The 19596-nt window shown below is 41.8% G+C and carries 16 protein-coding genes; 4 read left to right on the forward strand and 12 right to left on the reverse strand.

The genetic code is table 11. The features are described 5' to 3' along the window. Positions 1-56 precede the first annotated feature (56 nt). The 4 genes from G337_RS0116670 to malE form a co-directional block, all read right to left on the reverse strand. Positions 57-986 carry a DUF1848 domain-containing protein gene (locus G337_RS0116670; protein ID WP_028864912.1) on the reverse strand — a complete coding sequence of 310 codons (930 nt, stop codon included), beginning with the start codon at positions 984-986 and terminating at the stop codon, positions 57-59. 236 nt (positions 987-1222) lie between these two features. Beyond that, positions 1223-2113, reverse strand: a complete 891-nt coding sequence (gene malG / locus G337_RS0116675) for a maltose ABC transporter permease MalG (protein WP_028864913.1) — start codon at positions 2111-2113, stop codon at positions 1223-1225. A gap of 12 nt (positions 2114-2125) precedes the next feature. Further along, positions 2126-3685, reverse strand: a complete 1560-nt coding sequence (gene malF, locus G337_RS0116680; RefSeq protein ID WP_037027765.1) for a maltose ABC transporter permease MalF — start codon at positions 3683-3685, stop codon at positions 2126-2128. A gap of 77 nt (positions 3686-3762) precedes the next feature. Beyond that, positions 3763-4947, reverse strand: a complete 1185-nt coding sequence (gene malE / locus G337_RS0116685) for a maltose/maltodextrin ABC transporter substrate-binding protein MalE (protein WP_028864915.1) — start codon at positions 4945-4947, stop codon at positions 3763-3765. Between the two features lie 315 nt (positions 4948-5262). Here malE and malT point away from each other — a divergent pair, with 315 nt between their 5' ends. The 3 genes from malT to G337_RS0116705 all read left to right on the forward strand — a co-directional run bounded on the left by malT (position 5263) and on the right by G337_RS0116705 (position 11622). Next, positions 5263-7950, forward strand: coding sequence for an HTH-type transcriptional regulator MalT (malT, locus tag G337_RS0116690; RefSeq protein WP_028864916.1), 2688 nt, complete (start codon positions 5263-5265; stop codon positions 7948-7950). 1171 nt (positions 7951-9121) lie between these two features. Beyond that, on the forward strand, positions 9122-10267 hold the full coding sequence (gene malK / locus G337_RS0116700; protein ID WP_028864918.1) for a maltose/maltodextrin ABC transporter ATP-binding protein MalK: 1146 nt from the start codon (positions 9122-9124) through the stop codon (positions 10265-10267). 122 nt (positions 10268-10389) lie between these two features. Next, positions 10390-11622: a maltoporin gene (locus G337_RS0116705; protein WP_028864919.1), complete on the forward strand. Its 1233-nt coding sequence runs from the start codon at positions 10390-10392 to the stop codon at positions 11620-11622. Positions 11623-11871: 249 nt separating this feature from the next. On the opposite strand, the gene murI is transcribed toward G337_RS0116705, so the two are convergent. Further along, the gene (gene murI / locus G337_RS0116710) at positions 11872-12678 is read right to left on the reverse strand and encodes a glutamate racemase (protein WP_028864920.1); all 807 of its coding nucleotides are present in this window, start codon (positions 12676-12678) and stop codon (positions 11872-11874) included. 143 nt (positions 12679-12821) lie between these two features. Here murI and trmA point away from each other — a divergent pair, with 143 nt between their 5' ends. Beyond that, positions 12822-13919, forward strand: a complete 1098-nt coding sequence (trmA, locus tag G337_RS0116715) for a tRNA (uridine(54)-C5)-methyltransferase TrmA (RefSeq protein WP_028864921.1) — start codon at positions 12822-12824, stop codon at positions 13917-13919. 55 nt (positions 13920-13974) lie between these two features. Here the strand turns inward: trmA and G337_RS0116720 are convergent, their stop codons facing one another. The 7 genes from G337_RS0116720 to ftsY form a co-directional block, all read right to left on the reverse strand. After that, complete coding sequence (locus G337_RS0116720; protein ID WP_028864922.1) at positions 13975-14391, reverse strand: hypothetical protein; 417 nt, start codon at positions 14389-14391, stop codon at positions 13975-13977. 98 nt (positions 14392-14489) lie between these two features. Next, a complete protein-coding gene (locus G337_RS0116725) occupies positions 14490-15317 on the reverse strand; it encodes a prephenate dehydratase (protein ID WP_028864923.1) in 828 nt (275 codons plus the stop codon). An 82-nt stretch (positions 15318-15399) separates the two neighbouring features. Continuing rightward, positions 15400-16251, reverse strand: a complete 852-nt coding sequence (gene rpoH / locus G337_RS0116730; protein WP_028864924.1) for an RNA polymerase sigma factor RpoH — start codon at positions 16249-16251, stop codon at positions 15400-15402. A gap of 173 nt (positions 16252-16424) precedes the next feature. Then, positions 16425-16748 carry a hypothetical protein gene (locus tag G337_RS0116740; protein WP_028864925.1) on the reverse strand — a complete coding sequence of 108 codons (324 nt, stop codon included), beginning with the start codon at positions 16746-16748 and terminating at the stop codon, positions 16425-16427. A 134-nt stretch (positions 16749-16882) separates the two neighbouring features. Continuing rightward, entirely contained in the window at positions 16883-17872 is a 990-nt protein-coding gene (ftsX, locus tag G337_RS0116745; RefSeq protein WP_028864926.1) for a permease-like cell division protein FtsX, read from the reverse strand. Then, on the reverse strand, positions 17865-18545 hold the full coding sequence (gene ftsE / locus G337_RS0116750; RefSeq protein ID WP_028864927.1) for a cell division ATP-binding protein FtsE: 681 nt from the start codon (positions 18543-18545) through the stop codon (positions 17865-17867). The genes ftsX and ftsE overlap by 8 nt, the downstream gene beginning before the upstream one ends. A 2-nt stretch (positions 18546-18547) precedes the next feature. After that, a partial coding sequence (gene ftsY / locus G337_RS0116755) for a signal recognition particle-docking protein FtsY (protein WP_028864928.1) occupies positions 18548-19596 on the reverse strand: 1049 nt, incomplete at its 5' end.

Raw genomic sequence — 19596 nt, forward strand, 5'->3', positions numbered from 1 at the left:
AAAAATAGCCTCCAGCAGGAACAAAGAGCAAAGATAAACAGGCCCTAGAGCAGAGACTACTGAATTATAGGCTTCAGCAGCAGGTTCTTGTCAGCATCAGCAATTCCGCCAAGCAGAAACGGACTGTTCGGATCATGTTTTAACTGGTTGTTTTTCACCCGCTCAGCACTGTCTACTGCATAACAATATACACAACCATGACTGCAGGTATTGTACTGCCCTATGTCGATACTTTTTATACAGCCGCAATGTAGACGCTGATTTGTATCTTTAGTCGCAGAGAACTGCAGATCAAAGAGTTTATTAAGCAGGCGCTCGTCAATACATTTTCCTTTATAAATACCATACTTTTCTAAATTAATCTCCTCGGCACAGGTTGATATCTGCATACCGTACTGAGCGGCAACTTTGCCCATAAACAGGCACAAATCATCCAGTTCATCTTTTTCAGCCAGAATATCATAATGTTCCAGCCCGTTTACAGCATTTAAGTTTCGCCCTGTTTTCTGATAGATATCAGCAAAGCTGATAACCACTTTAGTCGTTTTCCCCGCCAGCATTTGTGCAATTTTGCTAAACAGTCTTTTGTGCTCTTTAAACGGAGTAACACTGGACAGCAGGATAGGATCATACCGCCATATCACCCGCTCTTTACCAATAAGATCACTCAGTTTAATAAACGTCTTCACTGCTGTGCAGGGATCCGGCAGATGCCTCTCCAGTATCTTTGGATAACCGGTGAGCGTATATTGAAAATAATAGTTGTAGTTTAAGGTATCTAACTCAGGAAGGTGTTTAATAATAGGCCCGGCATTTCTAGTCCAGAATATAACTGCATCGACATCTTCAGGCAGCAGCGACACTCTTTTTATCTGCTTAGCGTTATAGGGATTTCTACTGAGCAGAAACCCCGCACGAATTCTATTCATAAACCAGCGGTGATAAAGTGCTGGAATATCTGTTCTACGGCTGGCACTGATAATCACAAATCACTTCCTGTCTTTAACTGTCATCCCAAAATATAAACAACAATACTTAAACTTCACTCTTTATAATAGCAGCCTGATTAAACTTATCCTGCTGCGGAAGTTTCTGCACAGAGCAGGAAAGTTTAAATAATGGTTAATTCGCAAGGGAGAGAAAAAAGGATCTGCTGAAAATGAAAAACCCTCAATTCATAAACTGAACTGAGGGTTTTTAGGCAAGGAATATTAAATGTTAATTAACCTTTATTACCACCGGCAGTCAGGCCGCCTACCAGCCATTTCTGTGCTAACAGGAATACGATAGTAATTGGTATTGCAGATAATACAGCAGCAGCCGCAAAATCGCCCCACAGGTAGTTCTGCGGGTAAAGGTACTGCTGCATACCTACTGCTAAGGTATATTTATCAACGTCTACCAGTAATAGAGAAGCTACCGGTACTTCGGTTACCGCGGCAACAAATGACAGGATAAATACCACGGCCAGAATCGGCACTGAAAGCGGTAATAAAACCAGTCTAAATGTCTGCCAAGGTGTAGCGCCGTCTAATGCAGCAGCCTCTTCCAGTGATACATCAATGGTTTCGAAATAACCTTTGATGGTCCATACGTGCAGTGCAATACCGCCTAAGTAGGCAAAGATCAGACCACCGTGAGTATTTAACCCCAGGAACGGAATGTACTGACCAACTTTGTCGAATAATGCATATAAAGCAACTAACGCCAGTACAGCCGGGAACATCTGGAATATCAGCATACCTTCCAGCAGTGCTTTTTTACCAGCAAACTTCATACGCGCAAATGCATAAGCACAAGTCGTTGATAATGCTAATACAAGAACAGATGTTGTTGCTGCTACTTTTACTGAATTCCATAACCATAATAGAACAGGGAACGGAGGCAGCGTAGTTGAACCGTCAGCATTAGTCACGGTGAAACCTAAGGCCAGCTTCCAGTGCTCTAAGGTCGGGTTGTCCGGAATCAGCGATCCCGCTGCAAAATTACCTTCACGGAATGAAATTGCCACAACCATTAATAATGGAAACAAAATAATTGCACAGAAGACCATTAAAAATGCATGGGCAAACCAGACTCGTTTTCTTTCATTTTTAGCTTTAACAATTGGCATGAGACTGACTCCTTAGCCTTGCTGTTTCTTGGAAATTCGTAGGTTAATAATTGCAAGCACACCAACCATCAAGAATATTAATGTTGCAATCGCACTTGCCAGACCGAAGTCTTGACCGCCGCCGCCTTCGAAGGCGATACGGTAGGTATAACTAACCAGTAAATCGGTATGTCCAGCCGGTGTTGATGAGCCGATAATATCCGGCGAACCGTTAGTTAATAACGCAATCAGTACGAAGTTATTAAAGTTAAATGCAAAGCTGGCAATTAACAGCGGAGTTAACGGCTTGATAATTAAAGGCAGAGTAATTTTAAAGAAGTTATCCAGCGGGCCTGCGCCGTCAATTGCTGATGCTTCATATAAATCACTTGGAATTGATTTTAATAGACCCATACATAGAATCATTACATATGGATAACCCAGCCAGGTATTAATGATTAACAGCATTGATTTAGCCAGATAAGGCTCACTAAACCACTTCAGCTTCACACCAAACAACGCATCTAAGAATCCGTTAATCTCACCAAAGCTCTGATTGAATAAACCTTTGAATATCAATATTGAAATAAAGGCAGGTACCGCATAAGGTAAAATAAGGAGCATACGGTATACAGCTTTACCTTTCAGCTCTTCCCACTGCACCACAGATGCCAGCACTAAACCTACAGCTAAAGTAAATAATACAGAGCCGCCGGAAAAAACAACCGTCCAGATAAAGATCTGTACGAAGGGTCCCTGAATACCTTTATCTAAAAAGATCCGCGTAAAATTGTCCCAGCCGGTATTAACTACAAACCCCGGAGCTAATGCACTGCCGACAAACTCGCCGTCTGCATCTACAGCCTGATAGTTACCAATCTCAAAATTCGGCTTTAAGACTGTACCGTCAACCTGGCTGACTAAAGAGAGCTGATCAGCCTGAAGAGCATATAGAGGAGATGATTCCGAAAATGAGCGCAAACCTCCCATCATTAACTGTTCACCAGATGCGGTTTGAATTGCAAGCTTGCTTAAGGCAGCACGATTTTTAACCAGGAAGCGTATTTTAACTTTTTCTCCCTGTGGCTCTGCTGTTGATGGTGTTAGAGCAATATTATTATTGTTTTGTTCTAAGGTTATCGCCGGAGTAACAAACTCTTTACCATCTTTAGTAAAGTGAAGCTGGATTTTGTCATTGTCTAACTGGTAAACATCAAACTTATATGCAGAATCTGGTTTTTCATAGTTTTGCGCTAGAAACTGCGACTGAACACGCTCAAATGTTAACTGATTAGAACCGCTGTAATTGGTAAATGCGATACCAACAGTGTACATAAGCGGGAAAATAATGAACAAAAATATGGCGGCTACGCCAGGGTAAATATAACGGTGAGAATAGGTATCTGTACGCGCAAAAACAACAACACCCGAAGCGACAAGAACCAAGGTCAGCATAGCAAACACAGGTTCATCCTGTGCGTACATCAACATGATAGCGTAACCTGCCGATAGTGAAATAAGTGTTAATAAACCCCACTTAATCCAATTTGCACTCGGACTTTGTGCATTTCCTGATTCAATAGATAGTTCCATACCTTTCCCCAAAAGAACACAATCAATAAAGGCTCTTAGGGTAACCTCCCCAAGAGCCTCTTTTTACTTGATTTTAATTATTTAACAATACGTGCAGCTGCATCATCCAGTGCTTCAGCAACAGTTTGACGTTTCTGTATCGCATTACCGATAGCCGCTTTTTCTGCGTACCAGAACTTAGACATTTCAGGAATGTTAGGCATTAACTCACCAGTCTGTGCATTCTGCATTGTTGCGGCAATACGCGGATCAGATTCTAATTTAGCCTGGAAAGAGTTTAACGCAACAGCACCAAGAGGCTTATCTTTGTTTACCAGATCTAAACCAGAGTCTGTCATCAGGTAGTTCTCAAGGAACTCTTTTGCTAACTCTTTGTTTGGACTTGCACTGTTAACACCGGCAGTTAATACACCAACGAATGGTTTAGCTGATTTACCTTTAAATGTAGGTAAAACTGTCACACCGTAGTTGATACCGCTTTTATCGATGTTGCCCCAAGACCAAGGACCGTTAATAGTCATTGCTGTTTTACCGGTATTAAATGCAGATTCTGAGATTGAGTAATCAACGTCAGCACTGATCTCTTTACGCTCAATCATGTCAACGATAAACTGCAGCGCACTTTTTGAACCTGCATTATTTACACCAGTGTCTTTTACATCGTAAGCACCGTTGCTGAATTTAAATGCATAACCGCCGTCAGCAGCGATTAGAGGCCATGTGAAGAACGGTTCGCTCATGTTCCACATGATTGCTGATTTGCCGTCTTTCTTAAGTTTTGCATTAAGTGCGCTCATCTCTTCCCAAGATTTCGGTGGGTTAGGCACTAAATCTTTATTGTAGATAAGTGATAGTGCCTCAACAGCAACCGGGTAACCGATATATTTACCCTTATAAGAAACAGCATCCCAAGTGAAGTCAGCTATTTTTGCTTTGAATTCTTTGCTAGGTTTAACTTCAGCTAATAAACCTGCTTTAGCCCAGCCGCCGAAACGGTCATGTGCCCAGAAAATGATATCAGGACCTGCGCCTGTAGATGCAACTTGAGCATATTTTTCTTCTAATTTATCAGGATGAGCAACAATCACTTTCACGCCGGTATCAGCTTCAAACTTTTGACCAACTTCAGCAAGACCGTCATAACCTTTATCACCGTTAATCCAGATAGTGATTTGTCCTTCATCCATTTTCGCATGAGCAATGTTTACGCTGCCTAGTGCTACAAGTACCGAAACGGCTAATGTACTTAATGCTTTTTTCATCGTAATTCCTTAATAAGTAGTTATCTAGTTGTGGTGTAAAAAGTTATAATGTTCTTGCTTTTAGAACTGTTCGTTTGTCTTAAAACAGGCAAAACTTTAATGCTCGGGGTCAACAGCGTCACCCTCCCCGAATCTACGCCCCCCTATAAGTTGTGTCAAAAATGAGATCTAGCGCTCGTAAATTCACGGATTGCGGGCTCTACAGTCGTTTTTGTGTTGCACTTTGTTACAATATTCAAAGCGCTTGTTACGCCTAAAAAGCGTATCATTTACGTACTAAGATTGAACAATCCGAACGCTACTTAGAGGTTTAATATGATTATCAAGTCCAAGTTAAAAAAACCGTCAAAACTAAAAAACGGGATTGAACGAACCCGTCTTTTAGAAGATTTCGAAGGTTATAAACTGGGTTTGATTTGTGCGCCGGCGGGTTATGGAAAAAGTACTGCGATTGCCGACTGGGCAGCCGCACATGAAAACGTAGCCTGGTTCTCGATTGACAGTTTTGATGATAATCCCAGCCACTTCTGCAACTATTTTATTCATTCAATCGAACAACTTCCGGCAGTATCATGCCCGGCATCTTTAGAGATGGCCAAACAAAGTGACGATGCTGATTTTGTCAGCGTATTAAGTATATTATTCAATGAACTGTCCGGCCTGAAAGAGCCGCTGCGCATAATCCTTGATGACTATCACCATATCAAGAATCCGGACATCCACCAGGCACTGGCTTTTTTTATTAAGCATATGCCCAATCACTGGCAGGTTGTTATCTCCAGCAGAACTATGCCGGCATTATCGGTCTCGGGCCTGCGCATTAAGCAGCAGCTGTTTGAGTTAGTAGAGGCTGATTTAGCATTTACCGAGCAGGAAACATTAGATTTTTTTGCCGCCAGTACCGATTTCGCAACGGAAGAGAAAAAGCAGCTGACCCTGAGAGATAATGTAGAAGGCTGGCCGACCGCCCTGCAGCTTGTTTCTATCTTAAGCAGAGACAGTGCCAGCTTTAATGAATGTGCAGAACAGATAGGTAAAAGCAATCATGTGTATCTGTGGGATTACCTTGATGAAGAAGTTTTTTCAGTATTAAGCCCTGAACTGCAGAATCTGTTATTACATATTGCGCCCCTCAATAAAGTCGACAGCAATATCATCAACAGCTTATGCTCTACCGAAAACGGACACCTGTTACTGGAACAGCTCAAAGAACACGCTGCATTTATTGTTCCCGTTGATAAACAGCAGGACTGGTTTACTTTTACCTCCTTCTTCAAAGCATTCTTAGTACATAAAGCTAAACAATGCGGTTCAGTTAAACGCGATGACAAAGTTATCGCTGAGTTATGGCTGAACCATCAGGAGATCGCAGAAGCATTACCGCATGTGCTTAAGTGTCAGGATCAGGACCTGGTTATCGCCCTGTTGAATCAGGCGGGCTGGAAATTGTTTCATGACGGACAGCTGAACAGCCTGCAGGCATGTTTTGATCTTATTAAGCAGTCATTCTGGCTGCACCCGGAGCTGGTAATATTAAAAGTATGGATGCTGCAGAGCCGTCATCAGAGCTATAAAGTTGCGCCGCTGATCAATCAGGCAGAAAAACTGTTTGCCAAAAACAATATTGTATTATCGGATCAGCTTAAAGGTGAATTTCTGGTTATTCATGCACAGATAGCGATTAACCAGGGCCGTATCCATGATGCACTGGCACAGGCAGAACAAACCCTGCTGTTATTACCCAGCAGCAATACTCGCGCTAATATTGTCGCACAAGCCGTTATCGGCGAGGCTTATCACGGCCTTGGCAACTTAGAACTGGCTTATCAGTATTTCCAGGAAGTAAAACTGCTGGCCAATGAACAGCAGATGTATCAAAGTGAAATATGGGCTGTTTACCAGCAGACTGAAATCCTCCAGGCGCAAAGCTTTCATCAGCAGGCAGATCAGCACCTTGAAGAGGCGCTTAGTCTGATTAAAGAGCACCATTTAAGCGCCATGCCCCTGCATGCATTTCCTCTGCATTTCAAAGCTCAGCGCGCTTATCAGGCTGGTCAGTTCAGTGTTGCAGAGGACTTCTGTAAACAGGCTTTAGATGTTGTCTCCCCTTATGGTGAGCAGTGGCTTTTGTATACTTACACACTGCAGGCAAAAATTGTGCTGGAACAGGGGGATTTAGTACGCGGCCAGGAGCTGATTGAAGATATTGAACGCCTGCTGCGCAACAAAAACTACCACAGCGACTGGATAGCAGCGGCAAACTACGCACGCCTGAAATACTGGCGGGCAACGGAAGATACCGCGGCCATCGAACGCTGGTTAACTACCGCACCGCAGCCTGAACATGCCTTTAATCACTTTGAACAGTGCCATAACCGTAACCGGGTACGTGCACTGATTAAATTAGGCGATTTAGAGCAGGCAATGCTGATTGTTGAGCAGAATATTCAAGATGCCCAGCAGTGCAGTCTGCAGATGGAGATAAACCGCAACCTGATTCTGTTAACCAGTATAGAAAGCAAGCTTAAACTTTTTGGTAATGCCAAAATTCATTTATCACAGGCAGTTGAATCATCACTGTTTACTGGTTTAAACACCTGTTTTATCCGTGAATCGGACAACTTAAAGCCGGTTTATCAGGATCTTGCTAAAGACCCGACATTAATTCACTCGGTAAAAGAAAAGCTGGTTAAACTGCTGTCTTTATCGGGTATTAATCTCGATGATGCGCCTAAAAATCCATTTGATTCAGCTTCGATTATTAAAATTAAAGCTCATGCCCGCGCACCAAGGTTAGTTAAGAATATCCCGCTGACACCAAGAGAGTGGCAGGTTTTAGGTTATATTCATGCCGGATACCGTAACCACCAGATAGCCAACTGCATGGGGGTTGCACCAACTACGGTGAAATCACACATTCGTAATGTTTATCAGAAACTCGGCCTTGAAGACCGCAATGAAGCAGTGCAGCTCAGCGAGCAGCTGGTAACACTGATCAACTGATAATAGCTATACCCGTTACCAATCAAAATGCATTTATCAGTCGCCAGCTCGGACACCAAGACAAGGCGCAACATGATGACAATGGCTGGCCCTTATCGAGTGTTGCAACGCAGTATTGGTTTTCGAGCTAGCGACCCACGGGCAAACCGTGAGGCAAACACCTTCGTTGTTGTGAAGTCTCGATTTAACCCGTTAGATCTTCACCTTCACGCTAGAACCTGTTTACCTCACGACTTGCTGATTTTTGCATCTTGAATGATAACGGGTATGACAGCTTACAGCAGCCGTGTTGTAAGCTTTTTTTTATCTACGGCCGCACCTTCCCTTTTTCTCACCAGCAGCACTGTAAACTACATAGATTCAGCTCTCATGCTGTTTCCAGCAATACCAACCCGCATAATTAAATGGTCCAAAATTACGAAGGAAATTAATGAGAGCAAAGCGCTTGATTGAGCAATAGCTGGCTATTGGGATTGAAAAACGAAGTCATCGGTAATTTTAAGCAGTAAGGCTGATCATAGATTTATGCCGAATGGTATATGTTAACTGGTTATTGTCTGCAGGCTAACTGCAGACAGGCGGTCCACAACAATCTCCCGGTATAAACAAGCAGACCGACGGTCCCTGCGCTAAATTAACAAGAAGTAACAAAGCTGTCTGCTCCTCTATTTCAATATCAGCAGGTACACTTTGCAGTCGGCGGCACCTAAACCAGCAGCCTGTCTCCAATATTGTTCCCAGAGAGGACAAAAGGTAATTATAAGAGCAGAAAATCAGGAAAACAGCAGAGCTGTCTTAAACAGGATAGATACAAAAAAAAGAGAGTGTGACTCAGGTCATGCATTTAGCGTTTACGGGGGGTGAAGAGCTGTTTACAACTGCTTATTAGCTTTAATTTTTATGCGTTTATATTAAAAAAAACACAGCAATAAAGTCTAAAACAGAAAATGAAGCATAATTGGCGGGATCTACCTCACAATAAGGACTACTCCGCCCCCAAATAAGCCTCTACGCCCCCCGGATGGGAGGATGTTTCAGCGCATAGCTTGGCGCAGAATCTTCCCATCAAATTTAAGACTTATCAGATTGTGTCCGTGTTCATATAGAGAAGTTATCACGCAGGGAAATCTGAACAATTATAAAACACTTAAGATAAGAGAAGGTAAAGTTCATGGCTAGCGTTGTATTGAAAAAAATCACCAAAGCATTCGGTGATGTTGTTGTACAAAAGGATATCGACCTTGAAATCATTGATGGAGAGTTTATCGCTTTTGTCGGTCCGTCAGGTTGTGGTAAAACAACATTGTTACGTATGATTGCAGGACTAGAAGATATTACAGCGGGTGACCTGTATATTGATGGAGAGCGAGTTAATGATACTCCGCCGTCACAACGTTCTATCAGCATGGTGTTTCAGTCTTATGCACTTTACCCGCACCTGAACTTAAAAGACAACATGACCTTCGGTTTACGTCTGGCAAAAACAGATCCAGAGGAAATTCAGGAACGCCTTGATTACGCATCTTCAATTTTACAACTTGGCAGCCAGCTGGAGAAAAAACCAAAAGAGTTATCTGGTGGTCAGCAGCAGCGTGTGGCAATCGGCCGTACTCTAGTTAACCGTCCTAAAGTACTGCTTTTCGATGAGCCTCTTTCTAACTTAGATGCATCATTACGTGTACAGATGCGTATTGAAATCACAAAACTGCACAAACGTCTTAATTCTACAATGGTTTATGTGACCCATGACCAGGTAGAGGCGATGACAATGGCAGACCGAATTGTAGTATTAGAAGGCGGACGCGTTGCTCAGGTAGGTACACCGCTTGAGTTATATCATTACCCGCTGAATCGTTTTGTAGCCGGGTTTATCGGTTCTCCTAAAATGAACTTTATTAATGCAAAAGTTCTGGAGCTAACCAGCGAAGGCGTGAAAGTTCAACTGCCTAATAATTCAAGTTTGACCGTACAGGTAGAGCACGATACGCTGCAGATCGGAGATGCTGTCACTGTAGGTATCCGTCCAGAGCATATTGATACATCACCATCAACTCAATGTGGTGACGGAGCAGGTGCAGATAAAACTAACGGTTACCTGACCGGTGAAATTCAAGTACTGGAGCAGCTGGGTCACGAAACACAAATTTACGTAGAAGCTAAAGATATTGAAAGTGATCTGATTATCCGCTATTTCGATGTGGCAAATGTCGCACTGGATCAGGAGTTCCATTTCACTTTCCCTGAGTACCGCTGTCACCTGTTTAAGAAAGACGGCAGCAGCTGTAAACGTACTTATAAAGAGATCGGCGTTAAATAAAGAATTCATTGCTGAAACTAACTTACAAAGTTGGTTTCAGCAATAAGTAACAAAACCTACGCAGATAGGTAAAACCAACCGCTTAAATGATTTAAGCTTTATAACTTACTAGGAAATAAACTATGAAAATATTACCTCTAGCAGCTGCCATCTCTGCAGCACTATTGTCTTCAAATGTAATGGCTGAATTAGCACCTGTAGAGTTCCACGGTTACATGCGTGCTGGCGTTGGTGTCAGCGACGGCGGCGGTCAGCAAGTACAATTCAACAAAAATGATCTAGGTCGTCTTGGTAATGAAAGCGATGTATATGGTGAAATTGCACTTGGTAAAGAAGTATTTAATGATGACGGCGTTTCATTTAAAGTAAACTCAATGATTGCTATAGCATCAGACGGCTCTAATGACTGGGAAGGCACCAAAGAGGATGATTCTGAGTTTGCATTACGTCAGTTTAATGTTGAAGCTAAAGGTGTGTTAGGTTTTGCGCCGGAAGCAACTCTTTGGGCTGGTAAGCGTTATAACCAGCGTCATGATGTACATATTACCGATTTCTATTACTGGGATGTTTCTGGTGCCGGTGCTGGTATTGACCATATCAAAGCAGGTCCTGGTCAGCTTTCTGTAGCATGGGTACGTTCAGATCGCAGTGACGTTGCAGATACGGGTAATGCTAATGGTGCTTTAAATGTAAATATTCTTGATGCGCGTTATGCCGGTATCCAGCTTTGGGACGGTATGTCTCTAGAAGTGGGTATTGATTATGCAATAACGAACGGCTCAGATACATATACAGGTACAGATCCTAAAAATGGTGTTTTATTAACATCTGAATTTACTCAAAGTGTAATGGGTGGCTTCAACAAAACTGTATTCCAGTACGGTACAGAAGGTTACGGTAAAGCCCTTGCTTACGGCGGTGCAGGTAACTGGTACGGCGCAGAAGCACAAGACGGTGCAAAAGGATACCGTGTAATTAACCACGGTGTTGTTAACTTCACTGACAAAATTGATATGAGCCACATGATCCGTTACTCATCAGCAGATGAAGTTGAAGCTGGTCAAACAAATGATATCACTAACTTCTCGATTGTTGTTCGTCCTTCATACCAGTGGACTGAGCATCAGAAAACAATCCTGGAAGCCGGTTACTTTGATGGTGAATATGCAACAGGTTCTAAAGCAGGCGGTCAGAAATACACAATTGCACAAGCGTGGACTGCAGGCTCTAACTTCTGGGCACGTCCAGAAATCCGTGTATATGCAAGCTACTTGAAAAATGATGAAAACACTACAGCTTTCAACGGCGGCGATACTGAAGCCAACTTTGGTGTTCAAGCTGAAGCTTGGTGGTAAACACTACTGCTGATTAACCCTTATGGGTTATTTAGTAACTAATAAACAGGAGTCTCGGCTCCTGTTTTTTTATTTTTCATAAACATAAATCCCCTAACCTAAATGCCCGTACTCCATTACTCCCTTCTTTCAAGCTGAAATAACAGAATGATTAAGTATTCAATTAGAAAAAGTGGAAAAATCAGTAAAGGCAGGTTTGATTTAACCCCGCATCAATAAGTACAGAGTTATACTGATAGGTAACTGCAATTAACATTCCGAATAAAATTCTAAGGCAGTAAAACCATAATTTTTAAAGCTGTTTTGTAATGCTAAGTGTTGTTTTTGCGAAGAGAAGGCTTTTGTATAATACGCCTGATGAATATTTACAGCCTCAAGCACTGCTTGCTCATCAATCAGTTGATAAACCCGCTGCGCAATGGCTTTTCCCGAGTCCACCAGATTAATCTTATTATCGAAACAGGCTGCAATTTCTTTTTTTAATAACGGAAAATGGGTACACCCTAGAACTAAGGTATCAGGTTTCTCTTTTAAGTCTAACCAGGGCTGCAGTACATCTTGCAGCTGCTGTTTATCAACAGTTAAGCCCTGCAGTTTCTGCTCCGCTAATTTTACCAGCTCTGTAGAGCCTATCTTTAATACTTGTGCAGAATCGGCAAACTGTGTAATTAACTCTTGAGTATAAGCACGGTTAATTGTTGCCGGTGTCGCTAATAAACCAATCACACCATTTTCAGTCATTGCGGCGGCCGGTTTAACGGCAGGAACGACACCCACAATAGGGATGGAAAGACGGCTGCGCAGAGCCTGTAATGCGGCTGTGCTTGCCGAATTGCAGGCAATAACAATAAGATCCACCGGATGTTTTTCGGTAAAGCTCACTAGCAGGCTGGTAATGCGCTGAATAAGAAAGTTATGCTCTAACTCACCATAGGGAAAACAGGCATTATCAAAAAGGTAAGAATAATTAATATTAGGGTTTATTTTTACTACCTGCGCACAAACAGATAACCCGCCTACCCCGGAATCAAATATAAGCACCTGTTTTACTGTCATTGTTCACCAACTGGAAATTATTCTATAGCGACATAGTTTAACCCGTTAACAATCGATATAGAAATAAAATGAATTTCTCTGGTCAAGCAGCGGCCGCTCCTTTAAAATTCAGCCCCATTATAAATATCAAGCAAGAGGTTACAATGAGTCTGCAATTCGTTGATCCCGATAATTACGAAAATCAGTTAAATGCTAAAAAAGAGCAGTTTAACGAGCAATTTGCAACATTTAACCTGCCTGCGTTGGAATGTTTTGCGTCACCTAAACAAAATTACCGGATGCGCTCTGAGTTTCGCGTATGGCATGACGGCGACGATCTTTATTACATTATGTTTGATAAAGAAACAAAACAGAAAATTCGTGTAGACCAGTTCCCGCCGGCCAGCAGGCTTATTAATGACTTGATGCCTTTATTAATCGAACTGCTGAAATCATCTAAGGTACTTCGTTATAAATTGTTTCAGGTAGATTTTCTATCCAGCTTAAGCGGTCAGGTTATTGTCAGCCTGCTTTACCATAAGCAGCTGGATGATGAGTGGCTAGTCGAAGCGGAACGCATCAAAGGCAAACTGTCAAAACAGTTTGATATCAACTTTATCGGCCGTGCTAAAAAGCAGAAAGTATTACTGGATCAGGACTATGTGGTTGAAGAGCTTCAAGTTGACGGTCAGAAACTGATTTATCAGCAGATTGAAAACAGTTTCACTCAGCCTAATGCGGAAGTTTCCATCAAAATGCTCGAATGGGCTATCGACTGTACACGAAACAGCCAGGGTGATCTGCTGGAGCTGTACTGCGGTAACGGTAACTTCTCGTTAGCCTTAGCTAAAAACTTTAATAAAGTACTAGCAACAGAAATTGCAAAACCATCGGTACATTCGGCGCAGTTTAATATCGCCAAAAATAATATCGACAATGTCACGATTATCCGTATGTCCGCAGAAGAGTTCACCCAGGCTATCAATGGTGTGCGTGAATTCAATCGTTTAGAGGGTATTACTTTAAGCGATTATCAATGCAATACCATCTTTGTGGATCCGCCGCGTTCCGGCCTTGATGATGAAACAGTGAAAATGGTGCAGGCTTACGACAATATTTTATATATCAGCTGTAATCCGGATACCCTGAAAAACAATCTGGAAGTATTTAATGAAACCCATATTGTTAAACGTTTTGCGTTGTTTGATCAGTTCCCCTATACACATCATACAGAAGCCGGCGTTTATTTAGTTAGACGCTAAAAAGACAGGCAGTGCAAAGCTAGGATTTTGTACTGCCTTTTAATTAGCAACTGTTTTAGAGCAGTTCAATATAAAATAATCCAACTGCACTCACCCACTCTCCTGTTTCAGCAGGCTTCCTGTCGTCGTTAAATTCATTTGTGGTGCGTAATTCGATTAATGAATCCACAATATAATACTGACTTCCATCATACTCGCAGGTGCCTTTATAACGTCCGATAACTTCGTATGCGTCGCCGGGCAGAGCTTTTATAGACAAACTGCGCTGCTCGGTTATATCAACTTTATCAAGCCATAGGGATATATCTGCTTCCGTTTCTTCACCGATAGAGAAACATTCATAGACATGCTGGTCTGAGCCTTGATAATCACAGATGATCTCTATTCCCGACGCTAATAAAGTTAAAGTGATTTTTCCCTCGGCATCACAGCCGCAGGGGTTAATATTTAATATGCGGACTTTTTGTTTCATGGAGAAGCCTCCCGGAATAAAGATCTAAGATGATAGTGAATAGACATTTCTGCAAGCATTCACTTATTAAGGGGCGATAAATAGCAGCTTGGATTTAACTATTGCGCTTTAATATATGAGCCGAGAACCGTCACCGGATACTGCACTTTTATCTCTTCTAATGCCTGCTTTAAATTAGCATCATCCTGATGTCCGTCAACATCGATAAAAAAATGATATTTGCCGAACTGTGATTTTGTCGGCCGAGACATAATCGAAGTAAGATTAACTTTCTGCAGAGCAAAGGCATTGACGATATTACTCAATACCCCCGGACAGTCTTTTTCATTTTTCACTACTAGAGTCGTTTTATAATTAAGCTCAGCACTGCGCGGCTGAGGCTCTGTGCCTATCACTAAAAACCTAGTCTGGTTATTTTTATAATTGGTCACATTTTCCTTAACCAGAGAACAGCCCTCAACCATAGTTAAAGCATGCTGCGGAATAATCGCACCGGCTCCCTTTCCCTGCTGCTTTGCCAGTAATAACGACTCAATATTGCTCTGCGTATTATGGATAATGACATTATCTAATCTATTGATAAAATCGGAGCATTGTCCATGAGCCACAAACTGCACATAGAGATCGTTCAGCTGCTCGAGATCTTCACAGTAACCGACAAAAGAAAACTGAATCGGTAATAACAGCTCCGAAAGCACGACTAAACTAGTATCTAAGAGGTGATCTAATACAACCTGAACATAACCCTCAGATAAGTTCTCTATCGGCAGAACACCTATTTCACACTCTTTGCCGATCGCCTGAAAAGTTTCAGAAAGCGTAGGCAGATATTGAATCTGATAGGAAATATCCTGGCCTTTTAAGTATTGCTGGGCCGCCAAATCTGAAAATGTTTCTTTAGGACCAAGCGTAGCAATTTTGAGCATGGGGCACCGAGTGTAATAAAATTTAGAAATTTAAGGACAAGTAACAAAAAGCGAGCATATCGCTCGCTTTTTCGGGGATTCTTTATGCAAAATCCATATTAGATTTCAGCTTTTTGATAGCATTTGCTTCCAGCTGACGAACACGCTCTGCGGAAATATCATAACGAGCGGCTAAATCCTGCAGTGTGGCTTTCGGCTCACTTAACCAGCGGCAAGTGACAATATCCTGGCTTCGTTCATCAAGCAGGGACAGTGCTGAGTAAAGTTTATTTTTTACGTGCAGCTGCGAGTTTTCTGCTTCAACTGCGACAGCAACATCGGCGCTTTTATCTTCAAGATACTGAACAGGTGCAAAGCTGCCTTCATCATCATCACCGGCACTCAAATCAAATGACTGATCCTGCCCGTTTAAACGAGACTCCATTTCCAGCACATCTTTGGTTGTTACATTTAATTCTTCAGCAACATTTTCCACTTCATCATTACTGAACCAGCCGAGACGCTTTTTAGCTTTACGCAGATTAAAAAACAATTTACGCTGCGCTTTAGTTGTTGCAACCTTTACCACACGCCAGTTACGGATAACATATTCATGTATTTCAGCTTTAATCCAATGTACAGCAAAAGAAACCAGGCGCACACCCACTGACGGATCAAAACGTTTAACTGCTTTCATTAAACCGACATTACCTTCCTGAATTAAATCAGCCTGAGGTAATCCGTATCCCGCATAACTTTTGGCAATATAAGCAACAAAACGTAAATGGGACATAACTAATTTTTTAGCCGCATCTAAATCACCATCATGGAATAAGCGTTCTGCAAGCTCTTTCTCTTCCTCTGCACTGAGCATAGCGAATTGATTTACAGACTGAACATAGGCTCCAATACTTCCTTGAGGAACTAAACTCATCGAATCTATTGTTTTACTCATGTTTCACCTTATTAAGTTCTAATGGATGATTTAAATATTAACTATTCCGGCAGCAGTATTAAACTTTATGCTGACCGGAGAAAAAATAAAGACCTATTATACTCAAACTGCTTCAAGATGCAAAAATCAGCAGGCCCAAACCAGGGTATCTGTATACAGGGCTCTAAAGAAGATTAACTATCGAGTAAAAACTGCAGGTAGTTGTTTTTACTTAAGCGCCGTTTTAATAGACGTGACAGCCAGTACTCACCAAGTGCATGATCTTTAATAATATTTCTGAAATATAAGGAGTTAACACTGATCATATCACCGTCTTCCACATCAAAAGTACCGTAGCCGATAACGGTGCCGTCTAAACGAACAATCAGCAGTTCGCTGTAGTTGTCATATAGTTCACTTTGAGAATCTTCAAAATAGTCTTGAATTTGTTCGTGGATCAACGTCTGGCAGATAGGTGAAAAGATGGGGGTCAACTTTAGATCAACAACCTTATGCATACATATCCTCGATTAAACTATTACAAACAGTAAATTTGGTGACATGAATCACATATTACAAGTAAAAAAAAAGAGATCAAGTAAGATCTCCTTTTTTATTTACTTACACTTCACATTAAAGTGACAATGTTGACTTATTTAGGCTCTATTCGTACTAAGTACTGTTTTACCGAAATATACGATGCGATAAATCCGAGAAAAGTAGCGACAGCAATCATAATTGCACTTTCAGCAAAGCTCATTAGTGAAATTTGAAACTGTACTTGATATAACCCCATTAAATCCATTACGCCGGACTGCAGCCACTGCACTAAGCTAAAGGTCAGGAACCAGGCAATTGTACCGCCTAACAAACCGTACCAGGCGCCCACATATAAAAACGGACGCTGAATAAAACTGTTGGTTGCTCCGACTAACTTCATAACTTCGATTTCCGGACGCTGATTTAATATATTCAGGCGTATGGTGTTACTGACAATCAGTAAAACGGAAAGCAGTAGTAAAATAGCAATACCGATAACAATATCGACCACCAGCGACAAAATAGCCTGCAGTTTTTCAATCCAGTCAACATCCACCCTGACTAAATCAATATCCTGCTCACGTTTCAGCTTGGCAACCAGCAGCTTACTGCCCGCAGTATTCATCGCCTGCTTAGCCGGAGTCACCACTAACACAGCCGGCAGCGGGTTTTCATCAAGATAGTTCAGCGCTTTTGAAAAGCCGGACATCTCTTTAAACTCTTCTAATGCCTGATGACGAGAAATATAAGTAACAGAATCAATATCATCATACATGCTTAATTTATTAATTAAGACCTGTACACGCGGCTCAGAAATATCTTTTTTCAAAAACAAGCTGATCTCTGACGCACTGTCCCACTGCGCGCTCACGCGCTCTGCATTTTTGTATAACACATGAAACACACTGGGTAATGATAAGGCTACACCCAGCACTAAAATGGTCATTAAAGTGGCAAAAGGCGTTTTCCACAGCTCAGTAAAACTACTGAAAATCTGCTGAAAATGCTGACGAATAACCGCCCCGACACGACCAAAAAATGAAACTTTTGTAATACGTGGTGAGCTTGATAATACTTTTTTATAATCTGTCTGATTAGCCATTACGTTCTCTCATTAATCCATCATTGATCATCGCACCGTCTTTCAATGTTAGAGTGCGGTAGCGCATTTTTGCAATCAAACCTAAATCATGGGTAGCAATTAAAACTGACATGCCGAACTCATTCAGAGATTCAAATAAACTCAGGATCTCTAACGATAACTTAGGGTCAAGATTACCAGTTGGTTCATCGGCAAGCAGCAGCGGAGGCTGATTGATAATGGCACGGGCAATACCAACACGCTGCTGTTCACCACCAGAAAGGTGAATCGGTGCGTAGTCTTCTTTACCTGATAATCCTACTTTATCAAGCGCGGCTAGACTGCGGCGCTTAATTTCATAACGGCTGTAACCTTCAATTAATAATGGCAAACCGACATTTTCTAATACAGAACGGTTCATTAACAAACGGTGGTCTTGAAAAATCATACCGATATGGCGGCGCAGATAAGGAATATCATTACCTTTAATATTACTTATATCATTACCGTTCAAGACAATTCGCCCCGTTGTCGGTCGCTCCATTAGGCTGATTAATTTTAATAACGTACTTTTACCCGAGCCTGAGTGCCCGGTTAAAAATGCCATTTCCCCCTGCTTGAGATGGAAGTCCACCTGTTTTAATGCAGCATAATTACCAGCATAAATTTTGCTGACTTCTTCAAATAAAATCATGATTAATTTTCACCTTGTTCTGAGTCTTCCTCTTTTGAGAAAAGTGCATCAATAAACTCCCTGGCATTAAATTCACGTAGATCGTCAATGCCCTCTCCTGTCCCTATATAACGAATAGGTAATTTAAATTTATCAGCTATCGAGAAGATAATCCCGCCTTTTGCTGTTCCATCTAATTTTGTCAGTGTAATACCTGTAAGGCCGACAGCCTGATCAAACAACTGCGCCTGACTGATAGCATTTTGCCCCGTACCTGCATCAATAGTCAGCATAATTTCATGCGGCGCTGTAACGTCTTTTTTACGCATAATACGCACCACTTTACTTAGCTCATCCATTAAATGATCTTTATTTTGTAAACGCCCCGCCGTATCAGCAATCAGAATATCCGCGCCGCGTGCTTTAGCCGCATCCATCGCATCAAATAAAACCGAAGCACTGTCAGCACCTGTCTGCTGGGCAATAACAGGAATATCATTACGCTCCCCCCAGACCTGCAGCTGTTCAACCGCGGCGGCTCGGAAAGTATCACCAGCAGCTAACATTACCGACTTGCCCTGCTGCTGATATTTTTTAGCTAATTTACCAATAGTGGTTGTTTTACCAACACCATTAACGCCGACCATTAAAATAACGTAAGGCAGCTTGCTTTCATCAATGCATAAAGGCTGCTCAACTTCCTGCAGTATTTCAGAAAGATCTTCTTTTAACAGGTTATACAATGCCTCTGCATCTTTAAGCTGCTTTCTGTCTGCATGCTCAGTTAAGTTATCAATTATTTTTAAGGTGGTATCAACGCCAATATCGGCAACAATTAACTGCTCTTCTAATTCTTCGAAAAGATCATCGTCAATTTTCTTGCCTTTAAATAGAGAGAATAAACCACTGCCTATACTTAAACGAGTTTTGCTTAAGCTTTGTTTGAAGCGGGCAAAGAAACCTAAGGTTTTTTGTTCTTTTTTGTCGGCGGCGGCAGGTTTCACCGGCTCCTGGTCAAACATTACTTCTTCATAATAATCTTCACCCACTGACTTTTCTTTTTCTGCTTCTA

The organism is Psychromonas aquimarina ATCC BAA-1526 (assembly GCF_000428725.1).
Lineage (GTDB): Bacteria > Pseudomonadota > Gammaproteobacteria > Enterobacterales > Psychromonadaceae > Psychromonas > Psychromonas aquimarina.

Excerpts from the sequence above, each read along its gene's own strand:
- malG (WP_028864913.1), bottom strand. The coding sequence starts at position 2,113 with ATGCCAATTGTTAAAGCTAAAAATGAAAGAAAACGAGTCTGGTTTGCC.
- malF (WP_037027765.1), bottom strand. The coding sequence starts at position 3,685 with ATGGAACTATCTATTGAATCAGGAAATGCACAAAGTCCGAGTGCAAAT.
- malE (WP_028864915.1), bottom strand. The coding sequence starts at position 4,947 with ATGAAAAAAGCATTAAGTACATTAGCCGTTTCGGTACTTGTAGCACTA.
- malT (WP_028864916.1), top strand. The coding sequence starts at position 5,263 with ATGATTATCAAGTCCAAGTTAAAAAAACCGTCAAAACTAAAAAACGGG.
- malK (WP_028864918.1), top strand. The coding sequence starts at position 9,122 with ATGGCTAGCGTTGTATTGAAAAAAATCACCAAAGCATTCGGTGATGTT.
- G337_RS0116705 (WP_028864919.1), top strand. The coding sequence starts at position 10,390 with ATGAAAATATTACCTCTAGCAGCTGCCATCTCTGCAGCACTATTGTCT.
- murI (WP_028864920.1), bottom strand. The coding sequence starts at position 12,678 with ATGACAGTAAAACAGGTGCTTATATTTGATTCCGGGGTAGGCGGGTTA.
- trmA (WP_028864921.1), top strand. The coding sequence starts at position 12,822 with ATGAGTCTGCAATTCGTTGATCCCGATAATTACGAAAATCAGTTAAAT.
- G337_RS0116720 (WP_028864922.1), bottom strand. The coding sequence starts at position 14,391 with ATGAAACAAAAAGTCCGCATATTAAATATTAACCCCTGCGGCTGTGAT.
- G337_RS0116725 (WP_028864923.1), bottom strand. The coding sequence starts at position 15,317 with ATGCTCAAAATTGCTACGCTTGGTCCTAAAGAAACATTTTCAGATTTG.
- rpoH (WP_028864924.1), bottom strand. The coding sequence starts at position 16,251 with ATGAGTAAAACAATAGATTCGATGAGTTTAGTTCCTCAAGGAAGTATT.
- G337_RS0116740 (WP_028864925.1), bottom strand. The coding sequence starts at position 16,748 with ATGCATAAGGTTGTTGATCTAAAGTTGACCCCCATCTTTTCACCTATC.
- ftsX (WP_028864926.1), bottom strand. The coding sequence starts at position 17,872 with ATGGCTAATCAGACAGATTATAAAAAAGTATTATCAAGCTCACCACGT.
- ftsE (WP_028864927.1), bottom strand. The coding sequence starts at position 18,545 with ATGATTTTATTTGAAGAAGTCAGCAAAATTTATGCTGGTAATTATGCT.